This is a genomic window from Polaribacter sp. SA4-12 (genome assembly GCF_002163675.1).
Lineage (GTDB): Bacteria > Bacteroidota > Bacteroidia > Flavobacteriales > Flavobacteriaceae > Polaribacter.
The window spans coordinates 3,223,718-3,243,091 of the sequence record NZ_CP019334.1; the positions used below are offsets into that span (position 1 = coordinate 3,223,718).

Annotated in this window: 15 protein-coding genes and 1 pseudogene; 8 read left to right on the forward strand and 8 right to left on the reverse strand. The window is 29.0% G+C overall.

The annotated features are described in order from the left end of the window. Positions 1-4 precede the first annotated feature (4 nt). On the reverse strand, positions 5-997 hold the full coding sequence (locus BTO07_RS14020) for a GntR family transcriptional regulator (protein WP_087521825.1): 993 nt from the start codon (positions 995-997) through the stop codon (positions 5-7). 320 nt (positions 998-1,317) lie between these two features. Here BTO07_RS14020 and BTO07_RS14025 point away from each other — a divergent pair, with 320 nt between their 5' ends. Continuing rightward, the gene (locus BTO07_RS14025; RefSeq protein ID WP_087521826.1) at positions 1,318-3,000 is read left to right on the forward strand and encodes a sodium/sugar symporter; all 1,683 of its coding nucleotides are present in this window, start codon (positions 1,318-1,320) and stop codon (positions 2,998-3,000) included. Positions 3,001-3,180: 180 nt separating this feature from the next. On the opposite strand, the gene BTO07_RS14030 is transcribed toward BTO07_RS14025, so the two are convergent. Together BTO07_RS14030 and BTO07_RS14035 are read right to left on the reverse strand one after the other, a co-directional pair. Then, positions 3,181-3,627: an acyl-CoA thioesterase gene (locus tag BTO07_RS14030; protein WP_087521827.1), complete on the reverse strand. Its 447-nt coding sequence runs from the start codon at positions 3,625-3,627 to the stop codon at positions 3,181-3,183. A 70-nt stretch (positions 3,628-3,697) separates the two neighbouring features. After that, positions 3,698-5,827: a carboxy terminal-processing peptidase gene (locus BTO07_RS14035; protein WP_087521828.1), complete on the reverse strand. Its 2,130-nt coding sequence runs from the start codon at positions 5,825-5,827 to the stop codon at positions 3,698-3,700. A gap of 258 nt (positions 5,828-6,085) precedes the next feature. Between BTO07_RS14035 and surE the strand changes: the two genes are divergently transcribed. From surE to BTO07_RS14065, 6 genes are all read left to right on the forward strand, one after another. Beyond that, positions 6,086-6,856 (forward strand): 5'/3'-nucleotidase SurE, encoded by a 771-nt coding sequence (surE, locus tag BTO07_RS14040; protein WP_087521829.1) that lies wholly within the window; start codon positions 6,086-6,088, stop codon positions 6,854-6,856. Beyond that, positions 6,844-7,131: a hypothetical protein gene (locus tag BTO07_RS14045; protein WP_087521830.1), complete on the forward strand. Its 288-nt coding sequence runs from the start codon at positions 6,844-6,846 to the stop codon at positions 7,129-7,131. Before surE ends, BTO07_RS14045 begins: the two co-directional genes overlap by 13 nt. Positions 7,132-7,141: 10 nt before the next feature. Beyond that, on the forward strand, positions 7,142-8,251 hold the full coding sequence (lpxB, locus tag BTO07_RS14050) for a lipid-A-disaccharide synthase (protein ID WP_087521831.1): 1,110 nt from the start codon (positions 7,142-7,144) through the stop codon (positions 8,249-8,251). A gap of 8 nt (positions 8,252-8,259) precedes the next feature. Beyond that, positions 8,260-8,739, forward strand: coding sequence for a C40 family peptidase (locus BTO07_RS14055; protein ID WP_232457039.1), 480 nt, complete (start codon positions 8,260-8,262; stop codon positions 8,737-8,739). A gap of 56 nt (positions 8,740-8,795) precedes the next feature. Further along, entirely contained in the window at positions 8,796-9,200 is a 405-nt protein-coding gene (locus BTO07_RS14060; protein ID WP_157663355.1) for a hypothetical protein, read from the forward strand. A gap of 109 nt (positions 9,201-9,309) precedes the next feature. Next, a complete protein-coding gene (locus tag BTO07_RS14065) occupies positions 9,310-11,328 on the forward strand; it encodes a ComEC/Rec2 family competence protein (protein WP_087521834.1) in 2,019 nt (672 codons plus the stop codon). On the opposite strand, the gene BTO07_RS14070 is transcribed toward BTO07_RS14065, so the two are convergent. The 5 genes from BTO07_RS14070 to BTO07_RS14090 form a co-directional block, all read right to left on the reverse strand. Then, complete coding sequence (locus BTO07_RS14070; protein WP_087521835.1) at positions 11,325-11,879, reverse strand: thioredoxin family protein; 555 nt, start codon at positions 11,877-11,879, stop codon at positions 11,325-11,327. The genes BTO07_RS14065 and BTO07_RS14070 overlap by 4 nt on opposite strands. Before the next feature lie 58 nt (positions 11,880-11,937). Further along, positions 11,938-12,456 (reverse strand): thioredoxin family protein, encoded by a 519-nt coding sequence (locus BTO07_RS14075; RefSeq protein ID WP_087521836.1) that lies wholly within the window; start codon positions 12,454-12,456, stop codon positions 11,938-11,940. Between the two features lie 97 nt (positions 12,457-12,553). Continuing rightward, complete coding sequence (locus tag BTO07_RS14080; RefSeq protein ID WP_087521837.1) at positions 12,554-14,137, reverse strand: peptide MFS transporter; 1,584 nt, start codon at positions 14,135-14,137, stop codon at positions 12,554-12,556. A 67-nt stretch (positions 14,138-14,204) separates the two neighbouring features. Beyond that, entirely contained in the window at positions 14,205-15,629 is a 1,425-nt protein-coding gene (locus tag BTO07_RS14085; RefSeq protein ID WP_087521838.1) for a peptide MFS transporter, read from the reverse strand. Positions 15,630-15,640: 11 nt separating this feature from the next. Continuing rightward, positions 15,641-17,842, reverse strand: a complete 2,202-nt coding sequence (locus BTO07_RS14090; protein ID WP_087521839.1) for a S9 family peptidase — start codon at positions 17,840-17,842, stop codon at positions 15,641-15,643. A 143-nt stretch (positions 17,843-17,985) separates the two neighbouring features. On the opposite strand from BTO07_RS14090, the pseudogene BTO07_RS14095 reads away from it, so the two are divergent. Next, positions 17,986-19,254, forward strand: a pseudogene (locus BTO07_RS14095) (hydroxymethylglutaryl-CoA reductase, degradative); the annotation flags it as partial. Positions 19,255-19,374 lie beyond the last annotated feature (120 nt).

Sequence of the window (19,374 nt, forward strand, 5' to 3'; positions counted from 1 at the left end):
TTTTCTATATTGAGTTTCTAATAATAAGTTTGTTTGGGTTTTCTATTTTCAATTGTTCTTTATTCAAAATCATTTGAGCTAATCTTTTTCCCATTTCATTAAAGTCAGTTGTGATTGTTGTAATTCCTCCTTCTACAATTTCCTTAAGTAAGGTGTCATTGTAAGAAATAACTCCAATATCTTGACCTAAAACGAAATTTTGTTTTTTCATTTTTTTTATAATCCTTAATAAACTTTTATCATCAGGAATTATAAATAACTCACCTTTTGTTAAAAGTTGTTCTGATGTTTTTTCTATTATCTCAAAAGGGATTTCTTTTTCTTCACAGAATTGAACAAAACCTTTTATTAAGCTTTTAGGCTGATTATGGTTTAAAGCTATAAGATTAAGTTTTTGATATTTTTTTATTGATCCTGAAATTGTATTTAAATTGGTATAGATAGTTTTTTCGAAATTTTGATAAATAGATGGGTAGTTTTCTAAATCCTCATGAATTTGATCTAAAATATACACTTTATCTTTTGGTAAAATTTCAATAATTTTACTAGTATTTTTAAAATTTGCAGGCATAATTACATAGTAATTGTAATCACCAGAATTGTCGTTTATTAATTTATCAAATATTTTTTGGTTAAAGTGATGAAAGAAAATGTCTACTTGAATATGTTCTCCTAAATTTTCTAAAAAAGAATTATATAAATCTTCTTTAAATGAATTTAACTCATCAAAAAGTAAAAATATTTTTTGCTGTACATTTATATTTTCGCTAGAGACATAATATCCTTTACCAACTACAGATTGAATGATGCCTCTATTTTTAAGATCATTAAAAGCTGTTAAAACAGTATCTCTAGATAGTTTGTTTTTATTTTTTAGAGTATTAATAGAAGGTAGTTGGTCTCCTTTTTTTAATTCTCCATTCAAAATAGCGTTTTCTATAGCAGTTATTATTTGCTTATATTTTGGAATACTAGATTTTTTTTTAATTGAGATCATAAGTAAGACAAAGTTATAACTTTTTTAAATAAAAACCAACTAGTAGGGTCTAGTATGTTTTTATTTAAAAATATTTGTATATTTATACTTGAAAGAATACTTTTTTTTACATCTTTGCTACTTAATTTTTATTGGATGAACATAAAATGGTAAAGAAAACTTACTTAATTGTTGAAATCCACCATTTGAGTTAAATAAAAACCGATTTGTTTCATCTATTTACTTAAAAACACATTTAATTTACGGAAGTAAACAATTCAAAAAATAAAAAAATCAATATTTACAGAATTAATTAATTAAACTAAACAAAAATAACAATTATGACAGCAGGATTTGGAACGTGGGATTATGTAGTTTTCATTGCATATGCCATTTTAATTTTAGGAGTTGGTTTGTGGGTTTCAAGAGATAAAGATGGCCATCAAAAAAACGCTGAAGATTATTTTTTAGCCAGTAAATCTTTACCATGGTGGGCAATTGGTACCTCATTAATTGCGGCAAATATTTCAGCAGAACAATTTATCGGAATGTCTGGTTCTGGATTTGCTTTGGGTATTGCAATAGCTTCTTATGAGTGGATGGCAGCATTAACATTAATAATAGTGGGTAAATATTTCTTACCAATTTTTATCGAAAAAGGATTGTATACAATTCCAGAATTTGTGGAGAAACGTTTTTCTACCAATTTAAAGACAATTTTAGCTGTTTTCTGGTTAGCTCTATATGTATTCGTAAACTTAGCTTCTGTATTATACCTAGGAGGTTTGGCAATTGAAACAATCATGGGTGTAGATATGACGTATGCTATTATTGGTTTGGCTCTATTTGCAGCTGCGTATTCTCTTTACGGAGGTTTATCTGCAGTAGCTTGGACAGATGTGATACAAGTTGTCTTCTTAGTTTTAGGAGGGTTAATTACAACGTACTTAGCATTGAATACAGTTTCTGGAGGAGAAGGAGTATTAGCAGGATTCTCTAAAGTAATGGACGCAGCTCCAGAAAAATTTCATATGATACTTGAAGAGTCAAATGATAACTATGTAAACTTACCAGGTATTTGGGTACTTGTAGGTGGTTTATGGGTTGCAAATTTATACTATTGGGGTTTCAACCAATATATTATACAAAGAACTTTAGCTGCTAAATCTTTAAAAGAATCTCAAAAAGGAATCTTATTAGCGGCATTTTTAAAATTACTTATTCCATTTATAGTTGTTATACCAGGTATTGCAGCATATGTTATGGTAAATGATCCAGATATTATGGCCAATTTAGGTGGGGCAGGTATGTTAAATACACCATCTGCAGGACAAGCTGATAAAGCATATCCTTGGTTATTACAATTTTTACCAACAGGTCTTAAAGGTGTTGCTTTTGCTGCTTTAGCTGCAGCTGTGGTTTCTTCATTAGCTTCTATGGTTAACTCTACATCTACCATTTTTACAATGGATATTTATAAGCAGTATATAGATAAAAATGCGAGTGATAAAAAAACAGTAAATGTTGGTAGAATTTCTGGAGGTGTTGCTTTATTGATTGCCGTTATTGTTGCTCCACTTTTAGGAGGAATAGATCAAGCATTTCAGTTTATTCAAGAATATACAGGTATTGTAAGTCCAGGTATTTTAGCAGTTTTTATGTTAGGTTTGTTTTATAAGAAAACAACTAATAATGCAGCAATTTGGGGAGCAGTTTTATCTATTCCAATTGCATTAGCATTAAAGTTTATTCCTATTGCAGTATTTGAACCTTGGATGCATCAAATGGGAATTGCAACTTTATTGACGATGATAATTACGATCGTTTTAAGTAATATTCAAAGTAAAAGACAATATGCAATTGAGTCTAAATCTCCATACAAGTTTGAAATTATCACTGAATATATTGACGACCCTAAAGGTATTGAGTTAAGTAAAGACTTATTTAAAACTACACCTTTATTTAATATTGGTTCTTTTATAGTATGTATCTTACTTGCAGTATTATATGCTTTATTCTGGTAGAAATCACCAAATAATTAATCATAAAAAAATCGTCTAAAGAAATTTAGACGATTTTTTTTGTTATAAAGATTAAAAGTATGCAATTACTTTAGATATTATAAAACGAATAGGAACTTAAAGTTAGATTAATATGGTTTCTCACCTAATCAAGAATGAAAACACTAACACTTTTTTAAGTTTCTAACTTCTTGTAAGTGAAATTTCTTTGAAATCGTCACTTCGTTCTGCAATATCAAACAAGTGTTGTGCTTCTTCTGGCGGAACTGTTAGCTTTCTTTTAGTTAAGTCTATCCAAGCTCCATATACTTTTATAATTGCTGATAACTTTCCAGCTTCATTAAAAACATGATGTGTTATTTTCCAACGTTCATTATTTTTTGATAAACCAGACAATTTAAAATCTACAGTAATATTTTCTCCTAAATGTATTTCTTTTCTAAAAGAAGTCTCTTCAGTAAATAAAATAGGGCCAATATTGTGTTTTGTAAATTCTTCTATAGAGAAATTCTGATCTCTAAAATACCGAACTCTTACTTCTGCAGCATAGTCATTATATGCTGTATGACGCATGTGTCTGTTTGGGTCAAAATCAGACCATTTTGATGCAAATGTTACTTTAAAACTCATTTTTTAGTATTTAAAATAGCCTGATAATATAATGTTATATTATCAGGCTATTATTGATGATTTTTAGGTTTTAATGTTTTACTATTTGGTTTGAAAGTTTTAGTTTTAATTCACTTAAAACATTTAATGCTTCAAAAACATAAACATCTTTAGATAAGTTTTTATGCCATGCCAATCTTTTGTCTGCTAAAGCAGTATCTTTTTTAAATAGAGAAAGTTCATATTCTGGAGAAGTAAAATTTAAATCAGATTTATAATCGAAAACAGATTTAAATTTTTCAGCATCTTTTTCATGAGCAATATTTTCTTTTTCGAACATTTTATAGTTTAAAGAATAAGAAGTATCATCTTGATTCTCTTTTAACCATTTTGCATATTCATTTATCAATTTAAATTTAGAATCAGCAGCAATTCTTTGTTTGCTGTTAAAAATTACATCAGAAAAGTTTTCATAAGAATTTGTTTGCGTATATTCTGCTTGATTCACTTTATCCCAAATTAATGCGCCATCTAAATCTCTTTCTCCTAATTTCATATAACTATATCTACTTGGTATTGCGATGTCTGAGTACACACCTTCAATTTGAGTTGACCCACCATTAATTCTATAGAATTTTTGAATCGTCATTTTTAACGCTCCTAAATTTTTATCATATTTAGTAAACTGATTAATTGGTAGAACGCTTTGTACAGTTCCTTTACCATACGTTTGGTTTCCTCCAATTATAATAGCTCTTCTATAATCTTGCATTGCAGCTGCAAAAATTTCTGAAGCAGAAGCAGAAAATTCATTCACTAAAACAACTACAGCTCCTTCCCATTGAACTTTAGGATCAATATCTTTTTTTATTATAGGGTTTTCACCTCTATATTTTACTTGTACAATAGGACCTTCATTAATAAATAAACCACTAATTTCTATAGCCGTTTTTAAAGAACCGCCACCATTATTTCTTAAATCTACAATTAAACCAGTAACACCTTCGCTTTTCAATCTTTCGATTTCTTTCTCCATGTCTTTTGCAGAATCTCTATAGTTTTTTTCATCAAAATCTATGTAAAATTTAGGCAAATCTATAATTCCGTATTTTTTACCTTCTTTTTCTACAATACTAGATTTTACAAAAGTTTCTTCTAGTTCTACAACATCTCTAATAATAGAAATTATTTTGGTAGAACCATCTAATTTTTTCTTAACGGTAAGTCTAACTTCAGTTCCTTTTTTTCCTTTGATAAATTTAATAGCATCATCTAAACGCATACCAACAATATCTAAAGCTTTTTTCCTTCCTTGGGCAACTTCTAATATAATATCACCAGCTTCTAAATCTCCTTGTTTCCATGCAGGACCTCCAGAAACCAATTCAAAAACATGTGTATAAATTCCTTTTTTCTGTAATCTAGCTCCAATTCCTTCTAGTTTACCAGACATATCCTGGTCAAAACGTTCTTTAATACTTGGCGCCATATAAGTTGTATGTGGGTCAAAAGCACCAACAACACTATTTAAAAAAGTAGAAAACCAATCTTCATGCTCTAATTCTTCAATTCTAACATATAAGTCATCCATGTTTTTAAGAACCTCTAAACGCGCTTCTTTTTCTAAAGTCTTAAAATTTTTAACTTTATATTTTTGGTCTTTTATTACTTTTCCTTTTTGCTTTTCAATTTTATCTTGAATTCTAATTAATGTGCTTAATTTAAGTTGTTTGCGCCAGTAATTTATTAATTCATTTTCATTTTTAGCAAACGAAACTTTTTCATAATCAACATCAATTGTTTCTTTTTTCTTAAAGTTAAATGGTTGTGCTAATAAATCTCCATAATAAGATTTTGCATTTTTAATTTTGCTAGAAAATCTTTCATATACCAAGTTGTAAAAAGAAACATCTTCTTTTAATAATTGATTATCAATTTCATATTTAAATTTCGAAAAATCTTTAATATCTTTTTGAGTAAAGTATCTTTTATTTGGATCTAAGCCATCAATAAATTCATTATAAACATATTCAGAAAAATCATCATTCATATCTTTTACAACAAAATGACTTCTCGTAAGGATGTTTCTTAAAATATAAACTAATATTTTATCCTTTTCCGGATCTGAATCGGTATCTAAATTTGATGCCTGTGTTTGTATGCTGCTTAAAAATATTAGCGTTGCTAATAAAAATGAGGTTATTTTAAATTTTGTATTCATAAATTTTATGTCGTGATTCTTGTTCAGTAATTACTAGTTGTGCTTTGCTAATCTACTAAAATAATGCCAAATTTTTTAGTAAGTATATATTCCTTTAAAAGTTTAAGAAATAATTTCCATTTGTGTTTCTTCTTATATAATTTAAAAACAACCTTGGTCTACTACAATATTACGTAAAAAAGAGAAATTTTATTCTTTACAAAATGTTAAAAAGAAAATAGTATAAAATCAATTACATTTGTATCTAAAATTTTATAAATGCAAGACAAACCATTAATTTTAATTACTAATGATGATGGAATTACAGCTCCAGGTTTAAGAGCTTTAATTACAATAATGAATAAAATAGGTGAAGTTGTTGTAGTTGCACCTGATAGTCCACAAAGTGGAATGGGACATGCAATTACAGTTGATAATGTTTTGACTTGCAATCCTATTACAATTGATGAAGGCCCGCAATTAGAGTATACATGTTCTGGTACACCTGCAGATTGTGTAAAAATGGCTATTAATGAAATTTTAAATAGAAAACCAGATTTGTGTGTTTCTGGTATTAATCATGGCGCAAATTCTTCAATAAGTGTTATTTATTCAGGAACAATGAGTGCAGCAATTGAAGCTGGTATAGAAGGAATTCCTGCAATTGGGTTTTCTTTATTAGACTATAAACTACATGCAGATTTTAAATCTTCTGAAGATTATGTAAAGAATATTACATTAAACGCCTTGTTAAACGGTATTCCTGAAGGGATTATTTTAAATGTAAATATCCCTAAATTAAAAAAGGAAGAGATAAAAGGAGTTAAAATTTGTAGACAAGCAAATGGGTATTGGAAAGAAAATTTTGATAAACGTAAAAATCCTTTAGGTAAAGAATATTACTGGCTTTCAGGTGAATTTGTGAATAAAGATAAAGGTCAAGATACAGATATATTTGCTTTAGAAAGTGGATATATTTCTGTGGTTCCTGTTCAATTTGATATGACTGCTCATCATATGATTCAAAAATTAAATTCTTGGGAACTGTAAAAAAGCACATTTTAATAGGGATTTTAGTTTCGTTATTTGCAACTTTTGGAGGTGTTTTCTTATATTTAGAATATTTTTCAAGATATGGGTTTTACGAAACCATAGATTTAATTAGAGAAGGAAAATTGTACGGAAAAGTATTGTCTTTAGCTGCAATTCCTAATTTATTTGTGTTCTTTATTTTTATCAAAAAGAAACAAGATAACAAAGCAAAAGGAGTTTTGTTAGCAACCATTTTAATTGCATTTACAACTTTAGTTTTAAAGTTTTTCTAACTTAGAAAATATGAAATATTACATCATTGCTGGTGAAGCATCTGGAGATTTACATGGTTCAAATTTAATGAAAGCATTGTATAAAGAAGATGCAAATGCAGATATTCGTTTTTGGGGTGGAGATTTAATGCAACACGTTGGCGGAACTTTAGTAAGTCATTATAAAGAACGAGCTTTTATGGGCTTTTTCGAAGTATTAATGAATCTTTCTAAAGTATTAGGTTTTATAAAAGTTTGTAAAAAAGATATTGCAGAATTCAATCCAGATGTTATTATTTTTATAGATAATTCAGGCTTTAATTTACGAGTTGCAAAATGGGCAAAAGAAAAAGGTTTTAGAACCAATTATTATATTTCGCCACAAGTTTGGGCAAGTAGAGCAAGTAGAGTAGAAGACATTAAAAGAGATATTGATCAAATGTTTGTAATTCTTCCTTTTGAAAAAGAGTTTTACGACAAATATAATTACAAAGTTCAATTTGTTGGGCATCCTTTAATTGATGGAATTGCAGATAGAAAGCAAGTAGATGAGGTTGCTTTTAAGAAAGAATACAACTTAACAGAGAAGCCTATTATTGCTTTATTACCAGGGAGTAGAAAGCAAGAAATTACAAAAATGCTTTCTGTAATGTTGTCTATGGTTGATGATTTTTCTAAATATCAATTTGTAATTGCAGGTGCTCCAAGTCAAGATTTAAGTTTTTATCAGAATATTATAGGAAAGAGAAAAGTGAGTTTTATCAACAATAAAACCTACGATTTATTGAGTATTTCTTATGCAGCTTTAGTTGCTTCTGGAACTGCAACTTTAGAAACTGCTTTGTTTAAAGTGCCACAAGTAGTTTGTTATAAAGGAGGTGCTATTTCGTATCAGATTGCAAAAAGAATTATCACTTTAAAATTTATTTCTTTGGTGAATTTAATTATGGATAAGGAAGTTGTTAAAGAATTAATTCAGAATGATTTTAATACTAAAAATTTAAAAACAGAGTTGACTAAAATTCTAGATGAAAACCATCGTGAAAAGCTGTTTTTAGAATACTTTGAATTAGAAAAATTATTGGGAGGAAAAGGTGCTTCCGAAAAAGTAGCGAAACAAATTGTAAGTAATTTAAAATAAGGTTCAGTTTGAAGAAAATACTATTTTTAGCGGTTTTGTTTTCTTTAATGATGAGTTCTTGTTCATCTTCTAAAACTGTTGTTAAAACTAAGAAAAAACCAATTTCTAAAGTTGATAAAATTGTAGCAAATGCTTTAGAATATAAAGGTGTTCGTTATAGATTTGGAGGAACAACAAAAAGCGGAATGGATTGCTCCGGAATCGTTTTTGTTGCTTTTGGGAATGAAAACATTCATTTGCCAAGAGTTTCTAGAGATATGGCTAAAAAGGGAAGAAAAATCTCTTTAAGTAAAGTTGAAAAAGGAGATTTATTGTTTTTTAGAACCTCAAATAGAAGAAGAAGTATCAACCATGTAGGTTTGGTGGTTTCTCATAAAAAAGGACAAATTCGGTTTATACATGCAACTTCATCAAGAGGAGTTATTGTTTCTTCGTTATCAGAAAAATACTGGAAAAAAGCATTCGTAAAAGCAACAAAAATCTTGTAATAAGAAGACAAACATAGCTTGTAAGTTTCTTGAATAATCAAAAAAAAGATAACAGAATGATTTCATTCATAGAAAAATATAGAGAACCTTTAACAAAAGGAATGGCAATATTGGTTTTAATTGCTTCTTTTGTATTTGACTTAATTGGGAAGATTTTTGTTAATTTTTTTAATATTAATGAAACTATGGGGTGGAAATTGAGTATTATGAATACTTGGGTTGATAATATTCCACTCTTTTCACTTCTTATTTTTTCTGGATTATATCTGTTCTTTTTATTTTTTAAAATTAAAACAAATTTGATTCTATCAGTGTTTCACCTTTTTCTTATTTCATTAAGTTCGTTTTTGTTTAATTTTTGGGAATTAGACTTACGTTTTATTCTTTCTGTAATTTGTCTTTCTGTTCTGATTTTTGGAGCAAACCTATTTAAAAGCTTCGTTAATAAGGATGTTGTTTAATAAATAAGTTACATCATATTTATTAAAACCATTGATTTTTTTGTCTATAAACGTTGTAACTTTCTATTGATAAAATTATTAAAGTTATTTTCACTAACTTTAACTTGCTATGAAAAGGTTACTCAATTATTTACCCTTGCATTTTGTTGTGCTTGGAATTCTAGGAATATGTTTCCAGTTTTTTACTCAATTTTGGAATTTTAACTTTAGAGAAACCCTATTTTTGTTAGGTTTTCTAACGATGCTTGTCTTCGAAATTAATAATAGAGTTTTAAGAACATTCGTTACCTTCTTACTCTTTTTTTTTATCGGCGTTTCATCAGTATTTATTAATGATAATAGGAATTACGATTCGTTTTATGAACATCATTTAGAAGAAAATTCAACTGTAATTCTTCAGATTCGTACGATTCTAAAGCCAGGAAATTATTATAATAAATATGAAGCGAATGTTATTAAAATTGATGGTGTAAAAACTACTGGTATTGTGCTGTTAAATATTAAAAGAGATAGTGTTTCTACTAGTTTAAAAGTTGATAATCAAATACTTTTAAAGCCTATTTTAAAAGAGTTAATTCCGTCATTAAATCCACATCAATTTGATTATAAATCATATTTAGCTAAACAGGGAATTCATCATCAATTATTTACAGAGAAGCATCAGTTTTTAAAGTTAAATTCAACTACAACTACTTTGTTTGGTTTGTCAGCAAAGTTTAGAAATCGAATTCAAGAATCATTAAAGAAATATAATTTTAAGAATAACGAGTTAGCCGTAATTAATGCGTTATTATTAGGACAAAGACAAGATATTTCGAAAGAATTAATAAGAGATTATCAAAGAGCAGGAGCAGTCCATATTTTGGCAGTTTCAGGTTTACATGTTGGTGTTATTTTATTGATTTTATCTTTCCTTTTTAAACCTGTTGAAAAATTAAAGTACGGTAAGTTTATTAAAACGGTTATCATTGTTTTTTTACTTTGGATGTTTGCCTTTATCGCAGGTCTTTCTGCATCGGTAGTTAGAGCAGTTACCATGTTTACTTTTTTAGCCATAGGAATGTCTTTTAGAAGAAAAAATGTAGTTGAATTTTCATTTATTTCCTCAATGTTTTTCTTATTGTTGATAAAACCTATGTTTTTGTTTGATGTTGGTTTTCAGCTAAGTTATTTAGCCGTTTTTGGAATTCTTTGGACACAACCAAAAATTTATGCTATTTGGAAACCAAAATCTAAAGTTGTCGATTTTTTCTGGCAGTTATTTACAGTTTCAATTGCTGCTCAAATAGGAATATTACCTTTAAGTATTTATTATTTTCAACAATTTCCAGGATTATTCTTAGCTTCAAACTTGGTTATTATTCCTTTTTTAGGCGCAATTTTAATCGGAGGAGTTTTAGTGATGATTACTTCTCTTCTAAATATCTTACCACAGGTTTTAGCAGATTTTTACGGAATAATTATTTCCTGGATGAATGCATTTGTCAGTTGGATTTCTCATCAAGAAGAATTCTTATTTAAAGAAATTTCCATTTCATTTAATGCGATGATATGTTGGTATGCTTTTATCTTTTTAGGTATTTATTTCTTGATTGATAAAACATCAAAAAGATTGATTTACTTTTTCATTTCTATCATTTTAATACAAAGTGTTTTTCTGTTAGAATCGAATGAAAATAAATCAAAAGAAGAAGTAATTGTTTTTCATAAAAGTAGATTCTCTATAATTGGGAAAAGAACAGGAGAACAGCTCTTTTTACAACACGATTTAGACAGTTTAAAGCTATTAAATGAAAATAGCATTAAATCATACAGTGTTGCAGAAAGTGTAACTGAAATACAAAAAATGAGCTTTAAGAACTTTATTAAGTTTTCTGATAAAGATGTTTTATTGATAGACAGTTTAGGTATTTATCAAGTTTATGGAATGAATAAACCAATTGTTGTGTTACAATATTCGCCTAAAATAAATATGACAAGATTAATTGAAAAAATAAAACCATCAATAATAATTGCTGATGGTTCTAATTATAAAAGTTATGTTCTCCGTTGGGAAAAGATTTGTTTACAAAATCAGATTCCTTTTCATTATACAGGTCAAAAAGGAGCTTACATATTAAAAAACTAATCTTTTGTTACTTTAAATTCAGGTTTAAAGTTCTTGTTATAAGTTTCAAACTTTTCTTTAGTCGTAATATTTTTGTGTTCGTCGTTTTTAAATAATTTTAAATATAATTCTAGCTGATTTGGATTTTGGAATCCTCTTAAAGGCATTATTAAATCTCCTTTTTCGCTCATAAACACAATAGTTGGATAGGCATTAATTCCTATGAAATTTGCAAAACCATGAGAGCTATTTCTCTTATTTTCTTTGGTTTTATCATAATTAGGATTTCCGTAAGAATTTCCCTTAAAATTTACAGTTTCATTACCTTCACCATTAAATTTAACAGCATAGTAGTTTTTATTTACATAGTCTGCAACATCTTTATTTTGAAAGGTTTTTTTGTCTAATAATTTACAAGGACCACACCAATTCGTGTAAACATCCATCATTATTTTTTTTGGTGTTGTCTTTTGAAGTTCTAAAGCTTCATTTAAAGAAAGCCAATTTATTTTTTGAGCTTTTGTTTGTAAGCTAAAAGCCAAAATTGTTAAAAGTAGTATTGTTTTTTTCATATTTTTTGTGATGCAAATGGTGTGCCAAGGTTTAAGTTTATGTTATTTAGAAATAAATTTACAATTTACTTTTAAATTTTTTTTCAAAATCTTTCCATTTTTTTGTTTTGTAGTGTTCTTCTGAGAAAAAAACTAATACTTTTTCCATGATTTTTTTATCTAAATAACCTGGAATTTTATCTAACACTTTTTCATCCGTAGAAAGAATAATGGTGGTTGGGTAAGATAATTTTCCATCCATTAAAGTTGCTGGTAATTGGTGATAACCTCTTCTTCCTTGTTTTTGAAATTTAAAAGTATGATCATTAAAAATAATGTCTTTTTTTTCTTCACCATCTAGCTTTACAGCGTAGAAACTTTTATTTATGTAATCTGAAATGGTTTTATTAGCATATGTGTTTAAGTCCATTTTTTTACAGTAGCCGCACCAATCTGTATAGACATCAACTAAAATAGGTTTTGGATTTTCTTTATTAAGAGCTATTGCTTCTTCAAAAGAAAGCCATTTTACACTTTCTTGCGCATTCGAACTCAAGTAAAACAGTGTGAACGTAATAAGTAATAAATATTTCTTCATATTAAAGTGAGTCGCAAATGATATGCCGAATTTACAATAAAAAGAAAAAGAGCTTTATATAAAGCTCTTTTTCTAAGTTCTATTTTATTGAATAAAATTATTTTACTCCGTGCATTAACTTCTTAACTAATGATGTTAAGCTCATTAAAATTAAACCAGCAACAATTGGTACAATCGTAAAAATTAAGAAAAAGGTACTCATATCGTAAGTTGCAGTAATTTTATCTATCAGACCTCCCATAGAACCGGCAGCTTTATTTCCCATACCTACTGCAATATACCAAAGTCCAAACATAACTCCAATTGTAGAGGCAGGTACAAGTTTTGATACATAAGATAAACCAACAGGTGATAAGCATAACTCACCTAAAGTATGGAGAGAATAAGCTAATATTAACCAAATCATACTAACGGATGCTGTTTGTGCTCCTTGAGGAATTGCAGACGAACCATAGGCTAATACTCCAAAACCTAAACCCAAAAGAACTAATCCCATACCAAACTTTACAGTAGCAGCGGGATTGTATTTACTTTCCCAAATTTTTGAAATTAATGGAGCAAAAGCAATTATGTAAAATGAATTTAAAATAGAAAACCAAGAAGCTGGAACCTCTGTTTTAACATCACTAAATTGGTTTTTTAACATCCAAATAACTATGCACCAGATAATAGAAAAACTAATTCCTAAGAAAATATTAGATAATGCATATTTCTTAAAAGTGATTTTAAACAATTGAAATAGTACATATGTAATTATCAATAAAGGAACGACTGTTAGTAGCGTATTTGCAATTCTAAATATATTTGCAGAATTGCCTTCTAAAACTCTATTTGTATAATCTCCTGCAAAGATGGTCATTGAACCACCAGCTTGTTCAAATGCTGCCCAGAAAAAAATAGTAAAAAAAGCTAAAATACCTACAACAATATAACGATCTCTCTGAACGTTAGCAGGAACCTTTTCTTCGGTAATTATTGTTTTTTCATTACTATTTTCAATTGCATCATTATATTCAATTGTTTTAGATGGAGATAATCCTATACTTCCAAAAATACCTTGAGCAAACCAAAACTGCAGCATCCCAAGAAACATAAAAACACCAGCTAAACCAAATCCATAGTGCCATCCTGCTGTTTCACCTACATAACCACATAATAAAATACCTATAAAAGCACCGGCATTAACTCCCATATAAAAAATGGTAAATGCACCGTCTTTTTTATCTTGAGCATTTTTATATATACCGTTAATAATAGAAGTGATATTTGGTTTAAATAATCCATTACCTGCTACTAAGCATCCAATACCAACATATAAACTCCAAGGAGTATTTAATGCCATTGTTGCGTGGCCAATAGTCATAATAAGTGCTCCGATAGCTACTGCCCATCTATAACCTAATAATTTATCTGCTAAATATCCTCCTATAATTGGTGTAAAATATACAAGCATAGTATAAGTACCATATAATCCTAAAGCTTCTTCTCTAGACCATCCCCATCCTGGATTATCTCCCGTTATTGAAGAGGTTAAGAATAAAACCAAAATAGCTCGCATACCGTAGTATGAAAAACGTTCCCACATTTCGGTAAAAAACAAAACGAATAAACCAGATGGGTGTCCCATTAATAGTTTACGATTCATATCTGAACCTTCAAATCTAATAACATTTGTACTCATAAAATTATATTTATTTAAAATTCAAAAACCTCATAAATTGAATTCATGAGGTTTTTTTATATGTTTACTAATAGTCTACTAATTCGAAACCTTCTGTTTCTTCATTATTTGTTCCTTTCATATCTTCAGCACCATGTGTTAATCGTTTTAAAGGTTTTAAAACAGCAATTATTAACAGTCCAAAAATCGTACAAGTAATCGCTATACCTGTAAATACTTCAAAATCTCCAGCATTTTCAGAAAGTCCTCCAATAAAACCAGCAACTTTATTACCTAACCCTGTTGCTGCAAAATAGGCACCCATCATTAATGAAGCATATTTTAGAGGAGCTAGTTTTGTTATAAATGACAGTGCAACTGGTGAAGCACATAACTCTCCAATAGTATGAAAAAGATAAGCTAAAATTAACCATATCATTGCAGATTTTTCTGCAACTTCATCTCCATTCATAATTACTTCAGAAGCAGCTTTACTCATAAAGAAAAAACCAAAGGCCATAATGATTACACCTATTGCCATTTTAAATAATGAAGAAGATTCTTTTCCTTTACTTTTCCATTTATGCCAAAACCCACCAACAGCAGTTCCTAATACTATAATAAAAAAAGCATTTACAGATTGAAAAACTGCTGCAGGAATTTCATTCCCAATAAAAGGTAAAGAAAATGATAAAATTCTATTTGTTTTTTGTTCAGTGTATAAACTCATTAATCCTCCTGCTTGTTCAAAAGCACCCCAAAAAACAATAATAATGAGAAAAGATAAAAACATTACTAGCATTCTATCTTTTTCAACTTTATTTAAAGGTTTCTTTAAGATGTCTTTATTTGGAGAGTCTGCTTTTCCAATAAAATCACCTACACTTCCTAAATATCTAATACCATACATGTATACAATTTGACCTAAAGCCATTCCAATTCCAGCTAAACCAAATCCATAATGCCAACCATATTTCGCTGCTACAGCACCAACAATTAGGGCTCCTAAAAAGGCTCCTAAATTAATTCCGATATAGAAAACATAAAAGCCTCTATCTCTTCTGTCATCACCTTGTTTATATAGTCCACCAACCATAGTTGATATGTTTGGTTTTAAGAAACCAACACCAATAACAATAAATATAAGACCAGTAAAAAAAGCCCATTCTGTATTTATAGCTAAAATTCCATGTCCTATGCAAAGTAAAATACCACCTAACATTACAGCTTTCTTCTGTCCGATAAACTTATCGGCAATCCAACCTCCTGGAATTGAAGTTAGATAAACAAACATTGTATAAGTTCCATAGAAAGAAAGAGTTTCTCCATTAGACCATCCAAAACCAGATTGAGGATCTCCCATTATAATTGGAGCGGCAAGATATAATGTTAATATAGCTCGCATTCCATAATATGAAAAACGTTCCCACATTTCCACAAAAAACAATACATACAATCCTACAGGATGCCCAAATAATTCTTTTTCATGTGGTTGTTTTACTAGGTCGTTCATAAATTTATCTTTTATTTAGTTGATTCGTTATTTAAATTTTCTTCGATAAAATTTGTCATTTTAGTAAACAAATTTAATCGTGTATTTCTTCCTTTATAAATTCCGTGTGTTCTATCTGGAACAATAAACATATCAAATTGTTTGTTCGCTTCAATTAAAGAATTTATCATTCTAAAACTATTTTGCACATGCACATTATCATCTCCTGTACCATGAACTAACAAGTATTTTCCTTTCAATTTTCCTGCATAATTTATTGGAGAGTTATCATCATAACCACTCGCATTTTCTTGAGGAGTTTGCATATAACGTTCTGTATAAACAGAATCGTAAAAACGCCAAGAAGTAACAGGTGCAACTGCAATTGCTGTTGTAAAGATATCATTTCCTTTTAACAAACAGTTTGTACTCATAAAACCACCGTAAGACCAACCCCAGATTCCGATATTATTGTTATCGATATAAGGAAGTTTTGCTAGTTTTTTTGCTGTTGAAATTTGATCTTCAACTTCATATTTACCTAATTCTTTTTGAGTAACTTTTTTAAATTGTGCGCCTTTAAAACCAGTTCCACGTCCATCTACACAAACAACAATAATTCCTTTTTGTGCTAACATATTATGCCAGTAATCATTGGCTCCATTCCATTTGTTTGCTACTTGTTGAGAACCAGGTCCAGAATATTGAAACATTAATAGTGGATATTTCTTGTTCTCATCAAAATCTACAGGTTTCACCATCCACATGTTTAAGTCATTTCCATTAATGTGAATTGTTGAAAATTCTTTCTGACTCATTTTGTATTCAGCTATTTCCTTTTTTAAAAGAGCATTGTCTTTTATCACTTTTAATAATTTTCCTTTACTAGAAAAAAGTGAATAAATTGGTGGGGTTTCAGCTGATGAAAATGTGTTTATAAAGTAGTTTAAGTTTTTACTGAAGGCAGCAGTATTTTGTCCATTATTATTACTTAATAACTTTTTATTTCTTCCTTTTAAATCGATAGAATAAACACCTCTGTTAATGGATCCGTTTTCTACAGATTGATAATAAATGGTCTTCTTCTTTTCATTAAAACCATAGTATTTCGTTACTTCCCAATTTCCTTGTGTAATTTGATTGATTAGTTTTCCACTAAAGTTATAATGATAAACATGGTTGTAACCATCCTTTTCGCTTGTCCATATAAAACTATTATCAGCTAAAAAAGTAAGGTTATCAGTAATATCAATATATGCCTTGTCTGTTTCATTCAATAATAAAGTAGCACTACTTTTTAAAGCATTTACTTTATGTAGATTTAAATTATTTTGATGACGATTTAAAGTAGTTGCAACTAAAACATCAGCAGCATTAGACCATTTAATTCTTGGAATGTATTCGTAATCACCTAAAGAAATCTTCTTTGTGTTTTTAGAAGAAAGCGTAAACATGTGCAAAGTTACATCTGCATTTTTCTCTCCTGCTTTTGGATATTTAAAAACTTGTTGATTAGGATACAATTCTTTACCAACAATATCCATAGAAAAAGTAGGAACTTCAGTTTCATCAAAACGTAAAAAAGCTAAATAAGCACCTGTACTGTTCCATTCGAAAGCTCTTACAAAAGCAAATTCTTCTTCGTAAACCCAATCTGTAATACCATTAATAATACTGTTCTTTTTTCCATCACTTGTAACCTGTGTAATTTTATTTGACGCTACATTTTTTATGAAAATGTTATTGTCTTTAGCGTACGCTACATTTTTATTATCCGGAGAAAATACAGGTTCTTGAATTTCTTCACCAATTAAGGTTAGTTTTTTAGAAGCAATATCATAAGCATAATAAGTTCCTTTTTTTGAATGACGAAATATCTGTTGGAAGTTTGTTCCTAAAATTAACTTTGTTTCATCATTATTAAAACTGTAAGAAGAAAAACTTTTTAAACCTTCTAAATCTCCACTATTAACAATAGTTGCTACTTTTTCTAGTGTTTTGTAACTGTATTTGTCTACTGATACAGTTCTTGATTTTCTATCATAATCCAATACAGCATAAAAATCACCATTCATAGAATTTAAAGAATTCATTCTTTCTGCAGAAAATGTTCCGTTCCAGATTTTTTCTAAGGTAATTTCTTTGGTGCTTGAGGAATGTTTAGCGTTTGTTTGTGCTTCTATTTTGCAATTAGTAAGAAGTATAATTGCTACTAAAAAATATATATGCTTCATTCAGACTTTGTATTTAATAAAACTTTGCCAAGTTTACGGAAAAATCAGCAAAAAAAGCATTTTAAAAACAGAAATCTTGATTATATCTTAATGTTTTAACAGTTTCACTTATCTTTGTTCTTGACACTTTTATACCTAAATAAATGAGTAAACTTATTTCCGGTTTTTCTAAGTTAACTAAAGATGAAAAGATTACATGGTTAACAGAAAATTATTTCCATAATCAATCAGAAACTAAAGATGTTATTAAACAATATTGGAATAGCAATATTGATTTACAACAATTGCATGATGATTTTATAGAAAACACAATTTCTAATTTTTACATGCCTTTTGGTATTGCTCCAAACTTTGTGATAAATGATAGAGCTTACGTGGTTCCTATGGTTGTAGAAGAAAGTTCTGTGGTTGCAGCAGCTTCTTTGGTTGGGAAATACTGGAGCACAAGAGGTGGTTTTAAAACGAAAGTAATTGGCACAACAAAAATTGGGCAAGTCCATTTTATGTTTGCAGGAGATAAAACTGAAATTGAAAAGTACTTTCTTAAAAATAAAACTGAATTATTCGCAGCTACAGCTTCCATTACAAAGAATATGGAAAAACGTGGTGGCGGAATTTTAGATATAGAATTAGTCGACAAAACGGATAAATTAGAAAACTATTACCAATTGCATGTAACTTTTGAAACGAAAGATTCAATGGGTGCAAATTTTATAAATTCTTGTTTAGAAGCAATTGCTAAAACATTTGAAAGAGAAGATATAGAAATCGTAATGAGTATTCTTTCTAACTATGTTCCAGAATGTTTGGTAAGGGCAGAAGTGAGTTGTAAAATTGATGAATTAGGAGGAGAAAACCCACAGAAGTTTGCAGAGAAATTTTATCAAGCAGTAAAAATTGCAGAAGTAGAACCTTACAGAGCTGTAACTCATAATAAAGGAATTATGAATGGAATTGACGCTGTTGTTTTAGCAACTGGTAACGATTTTAGAGCTGTAGAAGCTGGTGCGCATGCATATGCTTCAAGATCTGGACAATATTCGAGTTTGTCTCATTGTTCTATTGATGACGGAATTTTTAAGTTTTGGATTGAAATTCCTTTAGCTTTAGGAACCGTTGGTGGTTTAACAGGTTTACATCCAATGGCAAAATTGTCTTTAGAGATGTTACAAAAACCAACTGCAAGAACATTAATGCAAGTGATGGCAGCAGCAGGATTGGCACAGAATTTTGCAGCTTTAAGAGCCCTAACAACAAAGGGAATTCAGCACGGACATATGAAAATGCATTTGCAGAATATTTTAAATCAATTTAATGCAAATGATGAAGAAAAAGCAATAATTACTGCTTATTTTGATAAAAGAACCGTGACACATTCTGCAGTTGTAGATAAAATAGATTCTTTAAGAGAACCAACAATTAGTTGGATTGATTTTTTAGATAAAAACTTAGTAAGGTCTAAATTGTCGATGATTGATAAAAATTCAAAACCTGTTTTTGGAAAGATGAATGGGCAACAAATGATTGAACAT

What these genes read in the sequence shown, in the direction of transcription:
- BTO07_RS14020 (WP_087521825.1), bottom strand. Translation starts at nt 997, where the DNA reads ATGATCTCAATTAAAAAAAAATCTAGTATTCCAAAATATAAGCAAATA.
- BTO07_RS14025 (WP_087521826.1), top strand. Translation starts at nt 1,318, where the DNA reads ATGACAGCAGGATTTGGAACGTGGGATTATGTAGTTTTCATTGCATAT.
- BTO07_RS14030 (WP_087521827.1), bottom strand. Translation starts at nt 3,627, where the DNA reads ATGAGTTTTAAAGTAACATTTGCATCAAAATGGTCTGATTTTGACCCA.
- BTO07_RS14035 (WP_087521828.1), bottom strand. Translation starts at nt 5,827, where the DNA reads ATGAATACAAAATTTAAAATAACCTCATTTTTATTAGCAACGCTAATA.
- surE (WP_087521829.1), top strand. Translation starts at nt 6,086, where the DNA reads ATGCAAGACAAACCATTAATTTTAATTACTAATGATGATGGAATTACA.
- lpxB (WP_087521831.1), top strand. Translation starts at nt 7,142, where the DNA reads ATGAAATATTACATCATTGCTGGTGAAGCATCTGGAGATTTACATGGT.
- BTO07_RS14060 (WP_157663355.1), top strand. Translation starts at nt 8,796, where the DNA reads ATGATTTCATTCATAGAAAAATATAGAGAACCTTTAACAAAAGGAATG.
- BTO07_RS14065 (WP_087521834.1), top strand. Translation starts at nt 9,310, where the DNA reads ATGAAAAGGTTACTCAATTATTTACCCTTGCATTTTGTTGTGCTTGGA.
- BTO07_RS14070 (WP_087521835.1), bottom strand. Translation starts at nt 11,879, where the DNA reads ATGAAAAAAACAATACTACTTTTAACAATTTTGGCTTTTAGCTTACAA.
- BTO07_RS14075 (WP_087521836.1), bottom strand. Translation starts at nt 12,456, where the DNA reads ATGAAGAAATATTTATTACTTATTACGTTCACACTGTTTTACTTGAGT.
- BTO07_RS14080 (WP_087521837.1), bottom strand. Translation starts at nt 14,137, where the DNA reads ATGAGTACAAATGTTATTAGATTTGAAGGTTCAGATATGAATCGTAAA.
- BTO07_RS14085 (WP_087521838.1), bottom strand. Translation starts at nt 15,629, where the DNA reads ATGAACGACCTAGTAAAACAACCACATGAAAAAGAATTATTTGGGCAT.
- BTO07_RS14090 (WP_087521839.1), bottom strand. Translation starts at nt 17,842, where the DNA reads ATGAAGCATATATATTTTTTAGTAGCAATTATACTTCTTACTAATTGC.